This window comes from Neobacillus niacini (assembly GCF_030817695.1).
Lineage (GTDB): Bacteria > Bacillota > Bacilli > Bacillales > Cytobacillaceae > Neobacillus > Neobacillus niacini_F.
This window is the reverse complement of sequence record NZ_JAUSZQ010000007.1, coordinates 42,425-63,318: the sequence shown is the minus strand read 5'-3', so window position 1 is coordinate 63,318 and position 20,894 is coordinate 42,425. Positions and strand designations below refer to the sequence as shown.

Here is a 20,894-nt window from a genome sequence, read left to right as displayed (position 1 = left end):
TTAATATGCTGCTACGTGATCCCCCTTAATATTATTAAACCTATTTCTATCCCAAAAAAAATAAAAAAGAGAGAGTTATAATATTCTGAATTTAACGCTATCTCAAAAAGACGGAGATATAAAAGATACTAGAGTTCTAATACATTAGTTTTTGTAGAAAAAAATTAGCAGCATAATATTCAAAATATTATGCTGCCTATAAAAAATTTATAATTATATGATTTCGAGTTCTAGCTTGTTTGATTTCCCAATAGATACGTCAATCCATTTCAATTTTATCATCTGATGATGTCTAGGCAAAACAGACTGCTTCTCAAATAACATATACAGAACATAAGGATCCTCTGGAATGCGATATACAATAGTCCTAAAGGTAAAACCATCAATTTCAGCCTCTACTTCGTATTCTCCATAATTCGGAAGCAAACAACGTTCATGAACATTAATTTCACAAATATTCATTCCTTTTTTCACATTTCTAATAACTCCGTTTGTACGATAGAAATCTCCTAATAAATTTGGCAAATCAGAGAGATTCCCATGTTGAATTGCCATTCTAATACGTGTTGAGCTAATTTTTTCATTTTTAAAATGAATTTTCTCAATGACTGTTGCACCATAACACCCTAAACCATCTGCTACGATCGTCTCCATATTGCCTTGACCACGAAAACCATATGTGAAGTCAAATCCCGCAACAACATGCTGTATTTGAAAATCAACAAGATAATTTTGAGCGAATTGCCAAGGCTTTAGTACAGCAAATTCTCTATTAAACTCAATTAAATATAGAACGTCTACTCCTAATTTTTGAAAAATTTCTTTTTTTGTTTCGATTGAGGTCAAATAATCCACTTTTTGATTTCCTAATACTTCTTTTGGATGTGGAGAAAAAGTCATCACAATGGACTGAATGTTACGTTTTTTCGCCATTTTAACTGCTGTTTTAATAACCTGCTGATGTCCCAAATGAACACCATCAAAAAATCCGAGAGCTGCTACGCCGGGCTTTATCACCTCTAAGAAGGAACCCCGATTCTGACTGTTTATATAAAGGGTTTGCACTCACCATCTCTCCCTCTCATTTATATTTCTTCGATTTAGTTCAAGTATTCCTTCTCCACAAAAAGCAATGAATAATCTGTGTATATTACTGCCTTTTTAAAAAGGAACGGGATATCTCCCATTTACATAAACCTATTTAATCTTGAATGAGCCTCTTTTATACAATTTTCTCCTCTATCGTTTGGAGATTCCGATATTTACCACCAAAATAAAGCAATGGATCGCCTTCGTTGGTTTTCATTTCCGTGACTTCACCGATAAACAAAACGTGATCCCCAGCTTTATGAATATCGACCACGTTACATGATAAATTTAGCAGGGAACCTTTTAAAACAGGTATATCCCCAACTCGTTCAAAGTCCGCTTCAATTCTTTCTTTTATTTGTCCAGCAAAATTCATTGATTGCTGTTGTTGGTCTGAACTTAAAATGCTAATGCCGTACTTTTTTGTTTTCTGAATTTTTTCAAGCATTTTCGCTTTGTTGTCGATAGAAATTAACACAAGTTTTGGGTCAAGTGAAACTGACATAAAAGCATTGGCAGTCATACCGCTAACTTCTCCATCTACTTCTGTTGTGATTACTGTGATTCCTGTAGCAAAAGTACCCATTGCATTGCGAAATGTTCTACTATCCATAAAATTCCCTCCAAATTTAATTTTAAAAAAACTACTCCTTTACTTCCAAACAACTACTTAACTAAAGACTTTTCCCCTACTTTAGATAGCTCTGTAGCCATAACAACAATCATATCTTCTCAATTTAAGAAAAGGTAACTTCGACTATTCCTAAATGAGTAAAACCGGCTGTTATTCGATCTCCTTTTTGTACATTCACTGCCGCCGAAAGGGCTCCTGATAGAATGACTTCTCCGGCTTTGAGGGTGACATTGTATTCATATAATTTATTTGCGAGCCAAGCTACACATGTTGCCGGATTACCCAATACGTCTAAACCATATCCTACATTCACTAGCTCTCCATTTCGAAACAAATTCATTTCTATTTTTGTCAAATCCATATCAGCCGTAGAGATCCTTTTATCCCCTATCACAAAGAGGCCGCTAGAAGCATTATCAGCAATGGTATCTTGTAACTTTATTCTCCAGTCAACGATTCGACTATCCACAATTTCTAAGGCAGGGACAATATATTCTGTTGCGTCTAATACATCATCTATGGTGATAGATGGACCTTTAAGATCTTTGTGAAGAACAAAAGCAATCTCCGCTTCCACCTTGGGTTGGAAAAGACGATCCATTGAAATAACGTCTTTATTACTAACTTCCATACTATTCAACAGATGTCCATAATCTGGTTGGTCAACCCCTAACAACTTCTGCATGGCAAGAGAAGTTAAACCAATTTTTTTGCCGACAATTCTTTGGCCGTCCCGAACTTTCTGGTTAATAGCTCTCATTTGTACTTGATACGACTCATCAACTGTCATATCTGGATACAAATCCGTAAGTGGTAGAACAGTTTCCTTCTCCACTTCCGCCTGAAGAAGAAGCTCATATGCATGATGTACTCGATATGTTACTTGGTTACTCAAAGCAAAAACCTCTTTCTATAAAAAGTAAAAGAAAGCATGAGAAATATTCTAAACATTCCTTATGTTTATTAACCTATAAAGCTATATCTTCTATTTTATTCTCATTATTTGTTCTATTAATTACACTCAAATTTCCATATTTATCTTGAACTAATACTATTGCCAATGCAGCAAGAATGCATGGAATCGCAAATACCAAGAAATTCACTTGAAGAGATAGATTAAAAGATAACAAGATCCCTCCTAATGTTGGTCCAAGAACAGCCCCTAACCGTCCTATCCCCAAAGACCAACCGACACCTGTTGACCGAATGTGCATCGGATAATATTGAGATACATAGACATTGGCTACAATCTGAGAGCCGATTGTTGTCGCTCCGGCAAAAGCAAGTAAAATATATAGCAAGAACATACTTGGCTTAAAGCCTAATAAAATAAGAGCAAGGCATGATATCATGTAGTACGTTACAAGCACTTTTTTAGGATGCCAACGATCTGACAGCCACCCTCCGAAAACAGATCCAATTATGGCACCGAAATTTAAGGTAAGTAAGAACGTTAAACTGGATCCTAGAGGATAACCAGCATTAACCATTAACTTTGGCAGCCAAGTATTTAGTCCGTATAAAACGAGAAGGGTCATAAGTGCATTAGTCCATAACATGAGAGTACTCAATGCACGTTTTTTGTGAAAAAGTTCTAGAATTGGAATTTTATTTTCTTTACTCACTTCGAGTTGATATACATGCGATGATTCGTAGGTAAAATCAGGATTAACTTTTTCGAGAATTTTTCCAACCTCTTCATTTTGATTTTTACGTAGATAGAAACTAGGTGAGTCAGGTAAATATTTATACAAAAAAGGAAGAATCAGAAGTGGAATTGCTCCGATAAAAAAGACGGATTGCCAACCGAAATTTGAAATTAAGCCTATGGAAAGAGCAGCTGACAACACTCCCCCTATTGCATATCCGCTGCACATAGTGGTCACGAGCATACCTCTCATATTTTTCGGAGAATATTCAGTCATTAACGCAATCACATTAGGCATAACACCACCTAAACCAAGGCCTGCCAGAAAACGGAACAAACCAAAAATTCCTGGGTTTCCTGCAAAACCAATTAAAGCAGTAAATAAACTGAAAAGTACTACACAAATTAAAATTACTTTTTTTCTTCCTATTTTATCTGCAAGCGGTCCAAATATAGTTGCCCCAAGCATCATTCCAAATAATGCATAGCTTCCAAGCGCGCCTGCCTCAATTGCAGTTAAAGACCATTCCTTCATTAAGACTGGGACTACAGCACCATACACAACAAGATCAAATCCATCGAACAAAAGGATTATCAATCCCCATAATAAAATACTGATATGAAAGCGATTTAATTTGCTTTCATTAATAACTAGATTCACATTAATATATTTCACAATCATCCACGTCCACTCTTTAAATTCATTTTGATTTTACTTTTGACATGAATCATTTTAAAAAAAGCACTATTAAAAGATTCAGCATTAATATTATCCACATGTGAATCAATTCAATAGTGCAACAGACTATTTAAATACTAGAATATTAGATTAGGCATGAAAGCTATGTTAATCATAATGTTTTCGCTAACACATTAGTGTCTTCAAAATTAATTTGATTAAGTAACCCCTCTACAAGAGACAAACATTCAGTTTTGTCGTAATTTTTATATTGAGAGTTAATTCTTAAAAACAACGGGTCACCTGCATAGTACCGTTCATATAGCTCATGACGGGATCCAAACCCAGAGACAGCAAGTTCAGAAGCAATTTTATAAATTTGAATCTTCTCTTTTGCTGAAATATCTGCGCCTCTAAAGTATTTTTCAATATCTTCTTTAATCGGACTATTAAAAACACTGAATGAAGAAGGCTGGTACATCAATCCTCCGGCTAAAATTAATTGAAGAATTTCCCGTGAACGCGGGTACCAACGGTTTCCAGAGTTCCTAATTGCACTTAAAGGTCTAAAATCCGGAATATAAATCCCGAGTTCATTTGGTTGTGCATTTTCTTCAGCAGCCGTAATCGCAGCTCTACATAATTCAATATACGTTGTTAATTCACCTATCAAATCTTGAACTTGAGGAAATACATTCGTATTAATAACATCTGTCGCCTTCATTGCAAGCCCAGCAACAAATTGTAGCTTTGTCATCAAGCGGATCGTTGATTGGTGTCCTGTATAAAGGCTTGTATACTTAAGAACTTGATTGACTTTTGCCGGATCTTGATAAATAAATACCCGGTCCCATGGAACCAACACATCATCAAAAACTAAGATACCGTCGAGCTCATCAAATTGACTCGCTAAAGGATAGTCCTGTTTAGATTCTTTCACGTAGGATTCTCGGGCAATTACTCTTAGTCCCGGTGTAGACATTGGCACCGCAAATGAGATAGCATATTTATAATCTTCAGGGCTTACTTGTTGATTAGCGAATGGGAAGACGAGCACTTCATCTGCATATGGTCCCGCAGTTGCCATCATTTTAGCACCCCGAACGATTACTCCCTCTTCCGTTTCTCGTACAACACCAAGGTAAGTAAATTCATCCGGCTGTTTGGATGGCGGCTGACTCCGATCCACCTGTGGATTAATTAGTACATGCGTCAAATATAAATCTTTTTCCCGAATATAATCAAAATACTTTCTTACATTTTCGGCATACTCGCCAAAGAACTCCGCATTGGCGTACCAGCCTAAAAGCATGGCGCTCATAAAATCAGTTGAGCGGCCCATAAATCCATAAGATGCTTCCGCCCACTCTTGATGCATTAACCTTCTTTTTTTCAAATCTTCTTTCGACCTTGGTACCAAAAATTGAGTACCCGTAAGTTCACCGGTAGTGGAATCTGTATAAAGCATATGATTTTTTTTATCCAGATCCCACTGCAAATCATATAGTTTGGCAATAGAATTGGCTGGTGGGGCAACGAGTGGGTGCGAGGTCGGATCTACTATCCTTTCGTCCCCCATCCAGGTTTCTGGAGGATTTTTTTTCAAACGATTTAAGTAATCAACACCTTTAATTGCAACCATTACACATTCACTCCTTTAGCAAATTCAATCTGGATTTCATTAAATTCTTCGTGCTTTTCCCATTGTGGCCAGTGTCCGGCATCGTTAATTATTTGAAGCTTACTGTTCGGAATAAGCTGTTGAAGATATTCTGCATCCTCTATTGTGGCTGTTGGGTCATGATCAGACATTAAAATAATAGTTGGTGCAGTAATTTTGTGTGTCCACTCTGGTTCCCACATGAAATTTTTACGTACCTCCCAATCTTGTAATACGACAATGTTATGAACTGCTTGTTTAAATTCCGGCTGTGTATAAATTTTATATCGTGACTCTACTAATTCTTCTGTAACAAAATTGGTATCATAAAATAAAAATTCAAGCCTAGTTCGTACAGTGTCGTAATTCGCTTCTAGTACAGCTTTTAACGTAGACTCTTTCAGCTTCTTCATGACATCTCGTTTGCCTTTAATATTTCCTGGTGTATTCAACAATAATGTTTTCACATATTGTGGGTGACGGGCTGCGAACCAAGCAGATAACCATCCTCCTAAAGATTCACCAGATAAATGAACATCGTCAATTGAGAGCGCTTTTATTACTGCCAATAAATGATCACTATATTCATTCAGAGTGTACGGATAATCAGGTTTCCCTGTATAACCATGACCGAGCATATCCATAACAATGACTCGGAAATGGTTACTTAAACTTTTAATATTCCTTGCATACGCTTCAATATGACCACCGATGCCATGTAACATGATAAGTGGTTCTCCTTCACCAGCTTCTACAATCCTTGTACTTACTCCATTTGCATCCACAAAATATTGCTTAAAAGGAATTCCAGACAACTCATTCCAAATACTCACATCATACTTAGACATTCTTTTTTCCTTCTTTCGTTTTTTATTTTTAAGGTTGTTTGAATTTAACAATTGCCATTCCTGTGACCCATTCCGGGATAGGTTCATAGCAGATTACTTCTGCTTTAAAATCTTGAAGTGTGCCGAGTAACACGAGCCAGTTTCGAATTTCTTGTCCTCCGTTTCCGCCGTTTTCCTCAATATAGTTATAACTCCATTTTCTCAATGAATTGAAATCGCCCTCAGTAAGCGCATTCAAAAATGTCCTGTCCCATTCTTCGTTAACCGGACCCGTTTTAATTGTCGTTACTCTTTTTTCTCTTGTTTTCTTATATTCATCAGGATCTTTAATCTCGGGACGACCATTCTTCAAAATATGAATCATATTTTGGTCTTCTTCTTTTTCACTGTCAATTTTAGGAATTGGTACCCAATGCGATAACCCTCCTGAAGCAACGATTGCCACTTTTTTATCCGAACCCCATGATTGGATAGCTTCACGAAGAATTACACCTAACTGAAAGCAGCGATCCATTGTAGGTAGCGGTGGTGCAGATGTATTGATTGCAATAGGAATGACAGGAATATCCAAATCAGGATTTAAGAAATAAATACCTTGTGTATGACCGTGATCCACTTTCATTGACATTGTAAAAGCGAAATCCACACCTTTTTCTAGACCAGTATCTAAGATATGTTTTGCCAAATCTTTTTGAACTGGAATTTGGTACTCCGGTAACTGCCAGTCCCCCCACCCTTCACATTCTCCAATTCCAATTGTAAAAGATGGCATATGGTTGTAATAATAACTATTGAAGTGGTCATCTGAAATCAAGACCAAGGCATCCGGATTAACTTCCTTCAACCAATCCTTCATTTCTTTTGTTTTATCTAGAAAACGTCTACCTCTTTCTCCTCCAGCTTCTTCACTAGTCATAATTAAAGGACTGTGAGACATTGCAATACCCGTTACAATTTTTGCCAACTTATTCACTCCCTTAATTTTTAAGTTTTTTTGAAATATATTAAAATTAATACCTATAAACACTGTGAAAACGTTTCCTACAACTTAAATACTAATATATTAGTTTTTGTTTGTCAATCTATTCTGAATATTTTCTCTCTAATTAACTGCAGTTGATTTTTGATCTTCAGATGATTTTGTCCCTGTATATTTTTTGTTTCGAACTTTATACAAAATCAACTAAAAAAACGTTGAATTACATATGAGTAATTTCAACGTTTTTGTTTAAATTAAGGAAGCTGCTCTCTCAATTTTTCCATATAGGCACGAATATGCTCTTCCATTAATACTTTTGCCTTAATTGCATCTCTTTCTTTTATAGAAGTTATAATTTGATCATGTTCATTTATTGATTCAGCAATATCGAATTTTAATTTATCAAGGGAGTTTAAAAGATAAAAATCATTCAAATCCCATAATTGTACACTTTGATTTTGTACTCTTTCTGAGTGCGTCATTAACATAATATAAGCATGAACTTCACGGTTATATTTAAAATAATAAGCCTTATCATTAAACTTTTCTAAATTTTTTTTGACATTTTCCTGATAACTGCATAAAGAGTTAATTTCAGCACTTGTATGATTTTTGGCTGCTAATTCAGCTGCTATTGACTCAAGTGCAGAACTAAGTAAAAGTTGATCTAATACATCCTTCTTAGAATAATCAACTACTTTACAACCAGACTGAGGAATTATTTCAATAAACCCATTACTATGCAGTAATTTTAACGCGTCCATTACTGGTCTTCTTGAAACATTAAACTTTTCAATTAAATTATTTACAAATATTTTCTCTCCAAATTTCCATTCTCCTGATAATAATTCTTCCTTCATTCGTTCATAAACTTGCATTGACTTCATAACTGGAGCTTTTTGAAAAGATTTATAAAGTTCTTCCATAACTATGTCCTCTTCCCCTCGTTGAATCAAAACGTGTTTTTACTGTTATTTATAATCCATATAATACTTATATATTAGCATATTTGTTTACACTTTAGGACTTACCTAGATTGTTTTTAATGCTCCTATTTGGGTTTTCCTCAACCGATGTACATGTATCGTAAAGTCGAAATTTATTTTCATACATTTTCCAATGTAAAAAACCTTTCTTATTAGGGAAAGGCTTTGGGCTTATTGATTTTGGATGAGGAGAGAAAGCTATTACAATCGACTGTACTTAAAGCTTTTTTATTTCAACTGCCGTTTATTTACTTTATGATATCCCATTGAACATCATCTAAAACAAGAGCAGCAACACCAGGTATTACATTTTTTAAAAAGGAACGCCGATTCTTACAACTAATATTAAATGTTTGCATAATACTCGCTCCTTCTTTACACCCTATTTTCTTGTTTATCCACCTAAATAAAGCCTCCGAATTTCTGGGTTTTCTTTGAGCTCTTCGGATCGACCCTCTAGAGCAATATGCCCGTTTTCCAAAACGTAAGAATAATCTGATATATCCAGGGCCATATTTGCATTTTGTTCAACTAATAAAATCGTTGTACCTTCTGAGTTAATTTCTTTAATGATTTCAAATATTTCCTTTACAAGAATAGGCGCAATTCCTAATGAAGGTTCATCCAATAATAATATTTTCGGGTTACCTACTAAGGACCTTCCTATCGCTAGCATTTGTTGTTCACCGCCACTGAGTGTTCCTGCTTTTTGATTTCGACGCTCTTTTAGTCTAGGAAAATAGTTAAAGACTCTTTCCATATCATGATTTATTTGCTTTTTATCTTTCCTAATGTATGTTCCAGCTTTTAAGTTCTCCATCACTGTTAATAGGGGGAAAACTCTACGCCCTTCGGGACAATGAATGATTCCTGCCTTAACTACATCACTTGCTTTCATCTTTAACATTGGAGTTTCTTCGAATAGATAACTTCCTTCTTTAGGCTTTAAAAGGAGAGAAATTGTTTTTAACGTGGTTGATTTCCCCGCACCATTTGCTCCCAAAAGCGAAACAATAGAACCCTTTTTCACTTCAAGTGAAACACCTTTCAATGCATGGACATGGTTATAATAAACATGAATATTATTTAACCTCAGCAAGTGATTTTCCCTCCCCTAAATAAGCTTCAATCACCCTAGGATCTTTTTGAATTTCCCTTGGGATTCCTTCTGCAATTTTCTGTCCAAAGTTCATAACAGTTACATAATCTGAGACCTTCATAACCAGTGACATATCATGTTCAATTAAAAGGATCGTATAATTCATCTCTTCCTTTATTCTAAGCAGTAACTGACAAATTTGCCCTGTTTCCACAGGATTCATTCCTGCAACTGGTTCATCTAGCAGCAACAATTTAGGTTCAGCCATCATCGCACGCCCAATATCGACCATTTTCTGATACCCAAATGATAGATTCGATACTTTTTCATTTGATAAATGGGTTAATTGCAAAAGGTCTAATAACTTATACGCTTTTTTAATTGATTCGGCTTCGTTTTTGCGAACGGATGGTAAATTCAATGCGATTGAAAAAATATTTCTTTTTAAACGTGAGTGTAATCCTGTTAACAGATTATCCAAAACTGTCATCTCTGAAAAAAGTTCGACATTTTGAAAACTCCGTGCGATTCCTTCGCTAATGATTTGGTGAGGTTTTACAGTTATTAAATTTTTCCCTTCAAAGGTTATTGCACCCATTGATGGAGTATAATATCGACTAATGCAATTAAAAATGGTTGTTTTACCTGCACCATTTGGTCCAATAATAGAGTGGATATTACCTTTTGAAACTTCAAAAGAAAGGTTATTTATTGCTACTAATCCATCAAATTGAACCGTTATTTCGTGAAAATTCAACATCCTGTTTTATTCCCCTTTCAGTTTTTTTCTTATTATCCTTTATTCTTTTTATAAAAGAATCATAAATGGATATTAAGCCCTTAGGACGGAATAGAATGATAAGAACAAATGCAATTCCAATCACAATGTTGGTTACGCCGATAAATGAATCAGTAAAATGTGGAATGATGGTTAAAAGTACGGCCCCAATGATAGAACCAGGTATAGACGCTGCTCCTCCCACAACAACCATACCAAGTATTAAAAGGGAACTTACAATGGTGAAATCGTCAGGACTTACATAGCCAATCCAATAACTATAAAGCCCCCCTGCAATACCAGTAAAAAAAGCACTGATTGCAAACATCATGGTTTTATAAAAAGCTACATTTATACCATTAGCTTGGGCGGCCACCTCACTGTCACGGATGGCAATAAACGCTCTTCCTAATTGACCTTTTAAAATATTCCTTAACATCCAAATAATAAGTAATGTGATACCGACAACCACATAAAAAAATGAAGAATCACTTGATGTTAGTAATGGCCGTGTAACAGTTAGTCCAGTGTACCCATTTGTAAGTGATTCCCAGTTCAATGCTATTTGTGGCACCGAAATACCAAACCCAAGAGTAGCGACTGCAAGAAATGGCCCACTTAATCGTACTGCTGGAATTCCTATAACGATACTTACTATTCCAGTAAATATCCCTGCTAAAGGTAACGTTAACCAAATAGGCAGGACAAAGATATTCGATAATATAGCTACTGTATAGCTGCCAACTGCTAAAAAACCGGCATTTCCGACTGAAATTTGTCCACCATAACCAACGAGTAAATTTAATGACAAGGAGCAAATGATATAGATACAAGTCATTACAAAAAGCGTCGTGAAATAACCCGATCCACCGACCATAAACGGGATTAATAGTACTAACAGTAGCAATATTAATAGATATAATTTACTTTTAGAAAATGTAACCAACACTTATCACACCTTTTTGATAGTTTTTCTTCCACCAAATATCCCTTGAGGCCGTATATAGAGTACTAAAACAATGAGTATAAAGGTATATACGATTTTTAATTCAGGTGCAATGTAATAACTAACGAGATTTTCAAATACCCCGATTAGCAGTCCACCTATAAGAGCACCAGGTAAGCTTACAAATCCTCCTAATACAGCTGCAGCGAAAGCCATAATTAAAACATCAAACATCATATTTGGTGTTAGAAAGGTAATGGGCGCTGTCATCATTCCGGCAATACCTCCAAGGACTGAACTAGCAAGCCAAGTAGCCATAAACACTCTTGAAACTTTAATCCCCATGAGTCTTGCTGCCGTTATATCTTGAGAGGAGGTTCTAATCGCTAAACCAATCTTACTGTATTGAAAAATGAGAAAAAATACGACCATTAGAACGAAAGTCAAACCAACCAAAAAGATTTCGTTTGGTGTAATAAATATACTTCCTAATTTATAAGCATCTCCGTGGATGGCTTCCGGATAGCTAGTAGGGTTATGCCCCCAAATTAAACCCGCAACCCCATTAATTATTAGAAATAGTCCGAGGGTAATAACCATTTGATTTAGAGGCGACTCTGATTGTAAACGCTTCATAAAAATGACATAAACAATGATTCCTAAAATAGCCGAAATAGCTAAAGCAATCAAAAACGAAGTTAAGTAAGGTAAGTTCATACTCGTAAGAAAGATATAGCTTGAAAAAGTACTAATCATTGCCATTTCACCTTGTGCGAAATTGACAACCCCTGTGGTTTTAAAAATTAAAACCATTCCCAATGCTGCGAGACCATAAACACAACCAAAAATTAATCCACTTAATATAATTTGAAACATTACATCTCACCTCTTGGTCCTTTAATTAATATAAAAAGATTGATAAGAAAGGAACAGGAATGAATCAATCATCCCTGCTCTGCTCCTTTCAATTAATAGCTGATTCCTCCTGATACTGGATCAAAGGTAATGACGTCAGATATAGGTGTAATTTTTCCATTATTTGCTTCAGTCATAAATAATGAAGTAAGGCCATAATGGTTATCTTTTGAGAAAGATACATCTACAAACATGGAATCCTGCCATTTATCAAATGTATAAAAAGTTTCTAAATATTTCTCCCAAGTCAAATCTTTGCCAGTACGTTTTAATGCTTCTACAAAAACCTCTGCCTCTGCCCATCCTAATTGTCCATAACCAATTAGTGGAGCCTTCGGCCAATCCTTGCTAAACCGCTCTTCATATAATTTTGCACTTGCATCATCCGACTGTTGAGGGATTTCAATCATCGAACTTGAAATCGTACCATTCCAAACATCTGTACCCGCAAGGTTAAATAAATTTGTATCCCCTCCACCTACATATGAAACCATAAATGGGATATCCTTTAATCCTATTTTATACATTGATTTCTTAAGATTCGCCGCAGGCGCAGGTGTTGAAAAATGCAAAATTACATCTGGGTTTGCTTCTTGAAGTTTCTTAGCTTGAGAACTTAATTCTACATCGGTAGATTGGAAATTAACTTCCGCTGCAATTTCTACACCTTCATAATTTTTAATAGATTCCTTTATAGAGTTATACCCTTCCTTTCCTAAATCGTCATTTTGGTAGGCAATTGCTATTCTTTTAGCACCAAGTTTATTAACTGCATAATCCAGAAAGACTCTACCTTCAATACTGTAGTTTACGGTATTCAAACCCATGATATTTTTAATTGGTGGATCAGCAAATGGCTTTGCACCTGAACTAATGATTGTAATTGGAATTTCCTTTTGCTTATAGTAATTTAAAACTGCTAAATTGTTGGCAGTTCCAACTGGTCCTAACATGGTAAATACTTTATCCTCTTCAATTAGACGTTTAGCCAATTGCACAGCTTTAGAAGGCTGATATTGATCATCATAAGCAATTAACTTTAGTTTTCGTCCATTAACTCCACCATTTTCATTAACATATTTAAAATAAGATTCAATCCCTTTTCTCATATTATCAAATGTTGCTGCTGGCCCTGACTGTGGTCCTAAATGTCCTACAAGAATCTCATCATCTGTAACTCCTTGTAAATAATCGCCTGATTTGGTATTTGTATTAGCTGAGTTAGAAGAATTACTAGAACAGCCGGATATTACCAAAATGAAAATAAGTAAAAGATTAATATAAAGAGCCTTTTTCATATTGAAACCCCTTTCAAAATAGTTGTTTGGAAAAACTCTTCTACAATTTCTTCACTTTTTCTAAGTTGAGAAAATGGATCATGATTAAATTCCTTACTTTTTAAGATACTTTAATAATAATATCAAAATATTTGTTCTACTTTCTTTCAGTAATTTCTCTTTTTTTCTATTTTCACCATATTATTATCCTTAGAAACAGCACCTCCTTTTAAAATACTAATATATTAGATTTTAATGTCTACATATTCTGAATAGTCTATTATTTTTTTATCAAGAAATATAATTATTATCTGCTAGTTTCTTCCCTTTTAAATGCAGCTTTTATAATATCTACTACACGGCTGCCAACCTCCGATGTTGAAGAATGTCCATTCATGTCAGGTGTTAGAAGCTTTCCTTCTATAAGTAAATTTTCTATTGCAGCCAATACTTGTTTCCCATACGATTCATATCCCCAAAAATTTAACATTTGGCTTGCAGACCAAATAGCTGCTAGTGGGTTTGCAATCTGCTTTCCAGCTATATCAGGTGCAGAGCCATGGATTGGCTCAAACATAGATGGAAACTCTCGCTCTGGATTTATATTGGCACCTGCAGCCAAACCAAGACCACCAGCAAGGGCTGCTCCAAGATCAGTTAAAATATCCCCGAATAGATTGGACGTTACGACAACTTCGAAACGCTTTGGATCTTTTATCATCAGCATCCCAGCCGCATCAACTAAGTAGGAACTTGTTTCTACATCCGGATATTCCTTACTAATATCCTCAAATACTTGGTCCCAAAATACCATAGAATAATTTAAAGCATTTCCTTTACTTATACTCGATAAAGATCTTTTTTCTCTCCGTGCAGTATCAAAAGCATATCGAATGATTCTCTCAGTTCCTTTTCGGGAAAAAACACTGTTTTGTATAACAACTTCCTGTTCTTTTCCTTTATAAAGCCAATCACCCGCACCAGCATACTCACCTTCACTATTCTCGCGAATAAAGAGCATATTGATATCTTCCCTTTTTACATCTTTTAATGGATAAGGTGCTCCATTTAATAGAGTTATAGGTCGGATGTTTACGTATTGGTCAAAGCTTTTTCGTATTTTTAAAAGAAGGTCCCAAAGAGAGATATGATCGGGAACTCCGGGGAATCCCACTGCACCTAAGTAGATGGCTTCATATTCCTTGAGCTTTTCAATTCCATCTTCATCCATCATTTTGTTATATTTGGAGTAATATTCACAGCCCCAGGGAAAGTATGTGAATTCGAATTGAAAACGTTGGTCTAAATCGGCGATTGTTTTTAATACTTTAATTCCTTCAATTATTACTTCAGGACCTATTCCATCCCCAGGAATAACTGCAATTTTATTAAGTTTCATAAAGAAAGCAAACCTTCTTCCTTAGCGAATCATTTAATATCATACAACCTGTGGTTCATTCTTGAAAAAACCACTCCACTTGTGTTGTCTTTAACTTTCTAAGTATTATTTCTATAATCCTAATACGTCTACATAGAAGTCTTTTGATTTATTTAAATTGCTTACAAAAAGTTCAATTTTTCCAAATCGTAAGATCATATATTCTCCTTGACACACTAAATTAAAATACTAATATATTAATTAATAGATAAAAAAAGTTTTAAATTAGTTGCTTTACTGGTTAGTTTTATCTGTATTGATTTGGTTAAGTAACCCATCTACAAGAGATAAACACTCAGATTTATCATAATTTTTTTATTGGGAGTTGATTCTTAAGAATAATGGATCACCTGCATAATAGCGCTCATAGAGCTCATGTCTTGAGCCGAATCCGGAAACGGCTAACTCAGATGCAATTTTATAAATTTGTATTTTTTCTTTCGCAGAGATATTTGCACCTCTAAAATTTTTTTTAATATCCTCTTTAATCGGACTATCGAATACACTAAATGAGGCTGGTTGATACATTAATCCACCTGCTAAAATTAATTGAAGTATTTCTCGTGATCGAGGATACCAGCGATTTCCAGAGTTACGAATAGCCCTTAAAGGTCTAAAATCAGGTATATAAAATTCATTCTTCATTCGGCTGTGCATTTTCCTCAGCGGACGTAATCGCAACCCAGCATAATTCAATACAGGTTGCTAATTCCCCTATCATATCCTGAACTTGAGGAAAAACGTTAGTATTAATTACTTCAGTTGCCCTCATAGCTATACCCGCAACAAATTGTAATTTCGTCGTTAAGGATTCTTTCAACTATTTCATAACTTCCCGTTTGCCTTTAATATTTCCTGGTGTATTGAGTAACAATGTTTTAACATACTGTGGTTGTTTTGCCGCGAACCAAGCTGATACCCTTCCACCTAGAGATTCACCTGATAAATGGACCTCATCTAGTGAAAGCGCTTTAAATTTGATAATAAATGATCACCGTACTCATCTAAAGTATATGGGCTATCAAGTTTCCCCGTATAACCGTGTCCTTGCATATCCAATTTAACAATCACTCGGAAATGCTCACTTAAACTTTTTATATTTCTTGCATACGCCTCAATATGGCCGGCTACTCCGTGCAGCAAAATAAGTGGTTCCCCTTTAGCTAATTGGGTCAACACGCGGATTGTCGAGGCAGGTTCAACAAAATATTGCTTAAATGAAATACCAGATAATTCATTCCAAATGCTCACATCATATTTAAAAATGTTTTTCCTCCTTTAACAATATTAATTTTTAATTTAAGTCCTATAAACACTATGAAAATGTTTTAATCCCTTCTTAAAATACTAATATATTAGTGTTTGCTTGTCAATATATTCAGAATAGTCTTTAAACGATTTTTGTTATATTTAATAAAATTTTTCAATATTTCCCCAAGCAATTTTATACAATATCACCTAATAATAGAATATTAAAAAGCTCAAAACTCTTTTAAGTAAAAAGTTTGGGCTTTTTATTTTTAGAACAGGTACCAATCCTACTTGGACAAGGGAATTTAACCCCTATCCCTAACCAAAGTCTACATAATTAATTGTTATTGGATTCAGTGTTATCTAAAATACACAAGAAAAGTAGAACAGAGACTATTTTGTTATTCGGAGTAGCAACCAATTTTAGTATTGGGGATTTTAACGATGCGATTAGAGGTTGGCAAGTATTTTTTCGAATAGGTTTTGAATGACGCGGCCGTTTCCGAATTGAGGGGTTTTCACCACAAACATTAAAGGCATATCGTCTTCAATAGACAGTACTTATTCGGCATTTTAAAGATGTAGAGATTGGAACTCTAAATACAGATCACTTAAAGGAATACTTGGCAAAATCGAGTAAACGTCTAAAACCATCTCCCTGGCTTAGTGAATACGATTTATAAAGTCATTGTTTCGCTGGTCACATGAAAAAAAGGATACATATTAAAGAGCCCAGCAGCAAAGATTAAAGAACCAAAAGTGGAGAAACGTATTCCAAAATTTTAACTGAAAGAGAAATTGAGCATTTACGAGAAGCCTGTATTACCCCTAACCTCTCTCTTCTCTAATCAAAACCAAGTCCCATCATTGTTGTTACTTAAACCTAATATATTAATATTTATTTTTCAATATCATTTTGAATTTTTTAAATATTTTTTAATATTAATTGTAGTAATAGGAATTAACGCTACTTTTTAATTGTAAAAAGGGACTAGAAGGATGTAATGGGGGATTTTTATCATAACAAAAAAGCGTCTAGTATTGGCTTACTTTCTTTTAGAAGTTATTTATACTGTCTTCTGGACTTAAATCCTTTAATTCTCGCTTTACGAGAAAAAGTTAAATATCCATATTTATACACTTTATGAATTAGAGTTTTGAATATAAAATTTTATTTTTTCTACTTGTCTTTTCAATCTGTAAAAAGTTTTCATTCTGAGGTACGGTCATTTGTTCACTCATAACTGCTGTTTTTTTGCTAAGTTCCGATAACTATATATTATCGGAAGCTAGAACATTTGTAAATAATGGAAAGATAAAAAGGGTGTCAAATCCCGACCTAAAGGGTGTGAAAAAATAGATATGAAGTGTTAGCTTCTGAATCTCAACAGAAAATTGATCTTCTTGTTTATTTACTACTAGTGTCTCAAATAATTGGGTCATGATTATTACTCCTTTATATCTTGAATTTTGTTTTGTTTGTCTTATCAACATTACGTCTTCTCCCTAAGAAATAGTTTTTATTGTAATTTCTTGGTTAGAATCATAAATACCTTTTTATTTCTTGTTCAACGCCCATTTAATTCAAAATATTTATCCTAAGTTTTCCTTTTCAATAGTTATGGCAATATTCGCAATGCGAAGGCAGCAGTATAAGCCGGTGTTACAAAGGGACAAATCGTTGTTAACGCGATTAGAACTACCGTAATGGGACTTACCAATCCCGCATCCACAGCTGCTTGGCCGATAACCAGCATCCCCACAATCGATAATGATCCACCTACTTGTTTCGGCAGACGAACGGTTGCTTCCCGTAACTCCTCCATTGAGATTTCTATTACTAATACTTCGATAACAGCGGGAAATGGAACACAAGCTCGTCCTCCTGTTTTATTGACGCACATCGGGATAAAATCAAAATTACTGAATTAGTGGAGATCACAGGCATGTCCCGCTTCCACCAAGCTTGCTACTGTTTTGTTCGGTCTTTCCGTTCTTTGAACTTGTGGGAACGAACTGGTCGATGATCAAAAAATGTTCCCTTTTAAATTAATTTAGACATTTAAATCCAAATTTTTCAAAATTCTCCATAGACTTTTCGTTTTGGAGATAATCGTAGAATAGTTGAGCTTCTTCTTGATGAATACTGTTTTTAATCACACCCACTGGATAAATAATTGGTTCGTGAGTATTTTTTTTAGCTGTTGCTACAGCTTCAATTTTTTGTGAAATCAACGCATCGGTCATATAAACTATTCTTGCGTCTACATTTTCCGTTTCTACATACGTTAGCACTTGGCGAACATCCTTGGCATATACGATTTTTCCTTTAACAGCTTTCCAGACATTTAAGTCTTCTAAAGTCTGCTTAGCATATTTTCCTACCGGTACAGACTCCGGGGTGCCAATGGAAAATCTTTTAACTTTGGTGATATTCTCAAAAGTTTTGATGACTTTATCTGAGTATTTAGGAACGACAAGTACAATTTCATTTCCGACAAGGTCTATACTTTTTTCCTTTTCAATTAGCCCTTCTTGTACTAATTGATCGAATTTGTCCTCAGCAGCAGAGAAAAACAGATCGACAGGTGCTCCCTGAGAAATTTGTTGTTTAAGAGCTCCTGAAGATCCAAAGTTATAGACTACTTTTATATGAGGATATTCCTTTTCAAAAGTCGTTTTTATGTCATTTAAAGCTCTTTGTAAACTTGCAGCGGCTGAAACAGTTAATTCCACTTCCTGATTAGAAGAATCGTTATTCTGTTCTTCTGGATTTTTACCTTGTTCATTAATTGAACAACCAGTTGTAACTATCATTAACAACATAATTGAGGAAAATAAATGATATAATTTCTTCATTATTCTCATCCTTTTCTAACTGAGGATTTTGCAAAAATAGATTTTTAAGAAAAAAGTTAAAAAAATAAAGCACCTGGAAAAATGTGATCTCTATGATGCTTCAAGAAATATTCTGATGATCCTGTTTTTGGGCATACCTGCAGAATTTTTCACTATTTCTTTTTCAAGCGGCTTTTTCTCTATATTTTCCTTTGCCATCGCTAACGCTGAAACAAGTAATATAATTGCATTTAGGAAGATATGGGTCTTTACTTTTTTAATTCCCATACATGTAGGGAGTTTGCAGTAAGGAAAGTTTTCATTCTATCACAGCTTTTATTGGCGGGCTTCTTCTACGTTGAAGAGACTTTTATATCATGTTTTTTCATTTTGCGGATTAAAGTCGTATGTGAAACGCCCAAAGTCTTGGCTGCTTTGCGAATACTCCCTTCCTGCTGGATCATGCTCTCAATTAGATTTTTCTCCACAGACTCAAATAAGTTTTTTCCAGCTTTCTCTTTTTTTAGGAGTTTTGATAGATTGACATCTTCGTTTTTCTTTGCTATGGGCAGCTCATTAGGTTCTATTACATCGTTTTTGGTGGTAAGAACAAGCCGCTCTATGATATTCGATAATTCCCTGATGTTACCTGGCCAGTGATATGCACAAAGAATGTCTATAGCGGCCTTAGAAAGTGATTTATTTTTTTCATATTCCTTATTGACATTTCGAAGAAAATGACCTATTAACAATGGGATATCGTCCTTTCGTTCCCTTAATGACGGAATATGAATTGGGATGACATTCAATCGGTAATAAAGATCTTCCCGAAATTCTCCTCTGGAGACCATAGATTCCAAATCCCTATTGGTTGCTGTGACAATCCTCACATTGGCCTGAATCACCTTCGTTCCTCCGACCCGAGTAAACTGCTGATCTTGAAGGACCCTTAAAAGTTTCGCTTGAAGATGCAGGGGGAACTCTCCGATTTCATCCAAAAACAATGTTCCTTGATCTGCCAGTTCAAATAGCCCCGGCTTCCCTTCTTTCTTCGCACCGGTAAAGGCACCGGTATCATAGCCGAAGAATTCAGATTCCAAGAGATCCTTTGGGATGGCCCCGCAGTTCACTTTAATAAAAGCTCCAGAATCTTTCCGCTTACTTGTCTCATGGATTTCCCTAGCCAAGACATCTTTACCTACCCCAGATTCGCCCAATAGAAGTATCATCGAGTCAGTCTGACCAATATAATGAACAAGCTCGATGATTTCCTCCATTTGCCTGTTAGCGGTGATAATTCCCCGTTTGGAATGGTGCTGTCGAAGTTCCAAAAGTTCCGTATAATATTTGGAGGAAAGCCTTTCAATTTCTTCTACCTTTTTCTTCATATTTATCAGCTCGGTAATATCATGGGTAATGGACAGCATCCGAATTAAACGGTTTTCATCATCAAACATGGGGATTGCTGTAACCAAGACATTAATTCCATTCTGATACTGTTGAAAGTCGGTTATCATTTGTTTTTCCTGTAAGGCTCTTAAGGTGACAGATGGTTTTTGAAAGATTCCACTATTTACAATATCCCGGATATTCCGCCCAGCATAGGCTTTTCGAGGCAGGTCACTTAATTTGAGCATTGCCTGATTGACCAATAAAATTCTTCCTTCCTGATCCATCACCAAAATTCCATCATGGAAATTTTCCACAATCGTCCGATATAATTCTAAGTCAGGCACCATTGTAAGTCCCATGTCCCCCTCCTACAATCTAATAGTATAGTATTATTATTGAAGAGAATATTTTTTGTATTGACTTTTCACATCATACAA

22 protein-coding genes and 1 pseudogene are annotated in these 20,894 nt (G+C 35.2%); all 23 read right to left on the bottom strand.

The genetic code is table 11. From position 1 onward, the window contains the following. Positions 1 to 213: 213 nt before the first annotated feature. Positions 214 to 1,065, bottom strand: coding sequence for an FAD synthetase family protein (locus QFZ28_RS28165; protein WP_307197910.1), 852 nt, complete (start codon positions 1,063 to 1,065; stop codon positions 214 to 216). A 157-nt stretch (positions 1,066 to 1,222) separates the two neighbouring features. Further along, positions 1,223 to 1,702 carry a flavin reductase family protein gene (locus QFZ28_RS28160; protein ID WP_307197909.1) on the bottom strand — a complete coding sequence of 160 codons (480 nt, stop codon included), beginning with the start codon at positions 1,700 to 1,702 and terminating at the stop codon, positions 1,223 to 1,225. Between the two features lie 124 nt (positions 1,703 to 1,826). Next, on the bottom strand, positions 1,827 to 2,618 hold the full coding sequence (locus tag QFZ28_RS28155; protein WP_307197908.1) for a 2-keto-4-pentenoate hydratase: 792 nt from the start codon (positions 2,616 to 2,618) through the stop codon (positions 1,827 to 1,829). A gap of 73 nt (positions 2,619 to 2,691) precedes the next feature. Then, positions 2,692 to 4,053, bottom strand: coding sequence for an MFS transporter (locus QFZ28_RS28150; protein WP_307197907.1), 1,362 nt, complete (start codon positions 4,051 to 4,053; stop codon positions 2,692 to 2,694). Positions 4,054 to 4,222: 169 nt separating this feature from the next. Next, a complete protein-coding gene (locus QFZ28_RS28145) occupies positions 4,223 to 5,692 on the bottom strand; it encodes a 4-hydroxyphenylacetate 3-hydroxylase family protein (protein ID WP_307197906.1) in 1,470 nt (489 codons plus the stop codon). Then, positions 5,692 to 6,558, bottom strand: a complete 867-nt coding sequence (locus QFZ28_RS28140) for an alpha/beta fold hydrolase (protein WP_307197905.1) — start codon at positions 6,556 to 6,558, stop codon at positions 5,692 to 5,694. The genes QFZ28_RS28145 and QFZ28_RS28140 overlap by 1 nt, the downstream gene beginning before the upstream one ends. Before the next feature lie 28 nt (positions 6,559 to 6,586). Beyond that, on the bottom strand, positions 6,587 to 7,522 hold the full coding sequence (locus QFZ28_RS28135) for a hypothetical protein (protein WP_307197904.1): 936 nt from the start codon (positions 7,520 to 7,522) through the stop codon (positions 6,587 to 6,589). 269 nt (positions 7,523 to 7,791) lie between these two features. Continuing rightward, positions 7,792 to 8,463 (bottom strand): GntR family transcriptional regulator, encoded by a 672-nt coding sequence (locus tag QFZ28_RS28130; protein ID WP_307197903.1) that lies wholly within the window; start codon positions 8,461 to 8,463, stop codon positions 7,792 to 7,794. A gap of 454 nt (positions 8,464 to 8,917) precedes the next feature. After that, a complete protein-coding gene (locus QFZ28_RS28125) occupies positions 8,918 to 9,622 on the bottom strand; it encodes an ABC transporter ATP-binding protein (protein ID WP_307197902.1) in 705 nt (234 codons plus the stop codon). Beyond that, positions 9,606 to 10,382 carry an ABC transporter ATP-binding protein gene (locus QFZ28_RS28120; protein WP_307197901.1) on the bottom strand — a complete coding sequence of 259 codons (777 nt, stop codon included), beginning with the start codon at positions 10,380 to 10,382 and terminating at the stop codon, positions 9,606 to 9,608. The genes QFZ28_RS28125 and QFZ28_RS28120 overlap by 17 nt, the downstream gene beginning before the upstream one ends. Then, positions 10,348 to 11,346: a branched-chain amino acid ABC transporter permease gene (locus QFZ28_RS28115; protein ID WP_307197900.1), complete on the bottom strand. Its 999-nt coding sequence runs from the start codon at positions 11,344 to 11,346 to the stop codon at positions 10,348 to 10,350. Before QFZ28_RS28115 ends, QFZ28_RS28120 begins: the two co-directional genes overlap by 35 nt. Positions 11,347 to 11,352: 6 nt before the next feature. Then, on the bottom strand, positions 11,353 to 12,222 hold the full coding sequence (locus tag QFZ28_RS28110; RefSeq protein ID WP_307197899.1) for a branched-chain amino acid ABC transporter permease: 870 nt from the start codon (positions 12,220 to 12,222) through the stop codon (positions 11,353 to 11,355). 92 nt (positions 12,223 to 12,314) lie between these two features. Beyond that, on the bottom strand, positions 12,315 to 13,559 hold the full coding sequence (locus QFZ28_RS28105) for an ABC transporter substrate-binding protein (protein ID WP_307197898.1): 1,245 nt from the start codon (positions 13,557 to 13,559) through the stop codon (positions 12,315 to 12,317). 286 nt (positions 13,560 to 13,845) lie between these two features. Then, positions 13,846 to 14,937: a tartrate dehydrogenase gene (locus tag QFZ28_RS28100; RefSeq protein WP_307197897.1), complete on the bottom strand. Its 1,092-nt coding sequence runs from the start codon at positions 14,935 to 14,937 to the stop codon at positions 13,846 to 13,848. A gap of 111 nt (positions 14,938 to 15,048) precedes the next feature. Then, positions 15,049 to 15,135 (bottom strand): VOC family protein, encoded by an 87-nt coding sequence (locus QFZ28_RS29915; RefSeq protein ID WP_373428183.1) that lies wholly within the window; start codon positions 15,133 to 15,135, stop codon positions 15,049 to 15,051. A 156-nt stretch (positions 15,136 to 15,291) separates the two neighbouring features. After that, the gene (locus QFZ28_RS28095) at positions 15,292 to 15,621 is read right to left on the bottom strand and encodes a 4-hydroxyphenylacetate 3-hydroxylase C-terminal domain-containing protein (protein ID WP_307197896.1); all 330 of its coding nucleotides are present in this window, start codon (positions 15,619 to 15,621) and stop codon (positions 15,292 to 15,294) included. Further along, positions 15,611 to 15,796 (bottom strand): 4-hydroxyphenylacetate 3-hydroxylase C-terminal domain-containing protein, encoded by a 186-nt coding sequence (locus QFZ28_RS28090; RefSeq protein ID WP_307197895.1) that lies wholly within the window; start codon positions 15,794 to 15,796, stop codon positions 15,611 to 15,613. The genes QFZ28_RS28095 and QFZ28_RS28090 overlap by 11 nt, the downstream gene beginning before the upstream one ends. A gap of 137 nt (positions 15,797 to 15,933) precedes the next feature. Further along, positions 15,934 to 16,227: an alpha/beta fold hydrolase gene (locus tag QFZ28_RS28085; RefSeq protein ID WP_307197894.1), complete on the bottom strand. Its 294-nt coding sequence runs from the start codon at positions 16,225 to 16,227 to the stop codon at positions 15,934 to 15,936. 1,272 nt (positions 16,228 to 17,499) lie between these two features. Continuing rightward, positions 17,500 to 17,670: a hypothetical protein gene (locus QFZ28_RS28080; protein ID WP_307197893.1), complete on the bottom strand. Its 171-nt coding sequence runs from the start codon at positions 17,668 to 17,670 to the stop codon at positions 17,500 to 17,502. 182 nt (positions 17,671 to 17,852) lie between these two features. Further along, positions 17,853 to 18,119: pseudogene (locus QFZ28_RS28075) on the bottom strand (spore germination protein); the annotation flags it as partial. A gap of 157 nt (positions 18,120 to 18,276) precedes the next feature. Next, complete coding sequence (gene modA / locus QFZ28_RS28070) at positions 18,277 to 19,086, bottom strand: molybdate ABC transporter substrate-binding protein (protein ID WP_307197892.1); 810 nt, start codon at positions 19,084 to 19,086, stop codon at positions 18,277 to 18,279. 90 nt (positions 19,087 to 19,176) lie between these two features. Next, positions 19,177 to 19,353, bottom strand: a complete 177-nt coding sequence (locus tag QFZ28_RS28065) for a hypothetical protein (protein ID WP_307197891.1) — start codon at positions 19,351 to 19,353, stop codon at positions 19,177 to 19,179. Between the two features lie 65 nt (positions 19,354 to 19,418). Further along, positions 19,419 to 20,816 carry a sigma-54 interaction domain-containing protein gene (locus tag QFZ28_RS28060; RefSeq protein WP_307197890.1) on the bottom strand — a complete coding sequence of 466 codons (1,398 nt, stop codon included), beginning with the start codon at positions 20,814 to 20,816 and terminating at the stop codon, positions 19,419 to 19,421. Positions 20,817 to 20,894 lie beyond the last annotated feature (78 nt).

Excerpts from the sequence above, each read along its gene's own strand:
- QFZ28_RS28080 (WP_307197893.1), bottom strand. The coding sequence starts at position 17,670 with ATGACCCAATTATTTGAGACACTAGTAGTAAATAAACAAGAAGATCAA.
- QFZ28_RS28130 (WP_307197903.1), bottom strand. The coding sequence starts at position 8,463 with ATGGAAGAACTTTATAAATCTTTTCAAAAAGCTCCAGTTATGAAGTCA.
- QFZ28_RS28110 (WP_307197899.1), bottom strand. The coding sequence starts at position 12,222 with ATGTTTCAAATTATATTAAGTGGATTAATTTTTGGTTGTGTTTATGGT.
- QFZ28_RS28095 (WP_307197896.1), bottom strand. The coding sequence starts at position 15,621 with ATGAAGAATGAATTTTATATACCTGATTTTAGACCTTTAAGGGCTATT.
- QFZ28_RS28145 (WP_307197906.1), bottom strand. The coding sequence starts at position 5,692 with ATGGTTGCAATTAAAGGTGTTGATTACTTAAATCGTTTGAAAAAAAAT.
- QFZ28_RS28150 (WP_307197907.1), bottom strand. The coding sequence starts at position 4,053 with ATGATTGTGAAATATATTAATGTGAATCTAGTTATTAATGAAAGCAAA.
- QFZ28_RS28060 (WP_307197890.1), bottom strand. The coding sequence starts at position 20,816 with ATGGGACTTACAATGGTGCCTGACTTAGAATTATATCGGACGATTGTG.
- QFZ28_RS28120 (WP_307197901.1), bottom strand. The coding sequence starts at position 10,382 with ATGTTGAATTTTCACGAAATAACGGTTCAATTTGATGGATTAGTAGCA.
- QFZ28_RS28140 (WP_307197905.1), bottom strand. The coding sequence starts at position 6,558 with ATGTCTAAGTATGATGTGAGTATTTGGAATGAGTTGTCTGGAATTCCT.
- QFZ28_RS28065 (WP_307197891.1), bottom strand. The coding sequence starts at position 19,353 with ATGGGAATTAAAAAAGTAAAGACCCATATCTTCCTAAATGCAATTATA.
- QFZ28_RS29915 (WP_373428183.1), bottom strand. The coding sequence starts at position 15,135 with ATGATCTTACGATTTGGAAAAATTGAACTTTTTGTAAGCAATTTAAAT.
- QFZ28_RS28105 (WP_307197898.1), bottom strand. The coding sequence starts at position 13,559 with ATGAAAAAGGCTCTTTATATTAATCTTTTACTTATTTTCATTTTGGTA.
- modA (WP_307197892.1), bottom strand. The coding sequence starts at position 19,086 with ATGAAGAAATTATATCATTTATTTTCCTCAATTATGTTGTTAATGATA.
- QFZ28_RS28100 (WP_307197897.1), bottom strand. The coding sequence starts at position 14,937 with ATGAAACTTAATAAAATTGCAGTTATTCCTGGGGATGGAATAGGTCCT.
- QFZ28_RS28160 (WP_307197909.1), bottom strand. The coding sequence starts at position 1,702 with ATGGATAGTAGAACATTTCGCAATGCAATGGGTACTTTTGCTACAGGA.